This is a genomic window from Domibacillus sp. 8LH, assembly GCF_038806185.1.
In the GTDB taxonomy this organism is placed as follows: domain Bacteria; phylum Bacillota; class Bacilli; order Bacillales; family Domibacillaceae; genus Domibacillus; species Domibacillus indicus_A.
This window is the reverse complement of record NZ_JAVJNG010000116.1, coordinates 1-278: the sequence shown is the minus strand read 5'-3', so window position 1 is coordinate 278 and position 278 is coordinate 1. Positions and strand designations below refer to the sequence as shown.

The window sequence follows — 278 nt, the reverse complement described above, 5'->3', positions numbered from 1 at the left end:
GTTCATCATTGGCGGACCACACATGTAGAACTCACAATCTTCTGGCGCTTCGTGATCTTTAAGATAGTTCTCAAATAACACGTTATGGATAAAGCCAGTGTAACCTTCCCAGTTATCTTCTGGTTGTGGATCTGAAAGCGCGGTATGCCATACAAAGTTGTCATTTTCAGCCGCTAGGCCGTCAAAATCTTCAACGTAGAACATTTCACGTTTAGAACGTGCACCATACCAGAAACTCATCTTACGCTTAGAGTTTAAGCGCTTAAGTTGGTCAAAGA

1 pseudogene is annotated in these 278 nt (G+C 42.4%); it reads right to left on the bottom strand.

The features are described 5' to 3' along the window. Positions 1-278, bottom strand: a pseudogene (locus RG959_RS24050) (CDP-6-deoxy-delta-3,4-glucoseen reductase); the annotation flags it as partial.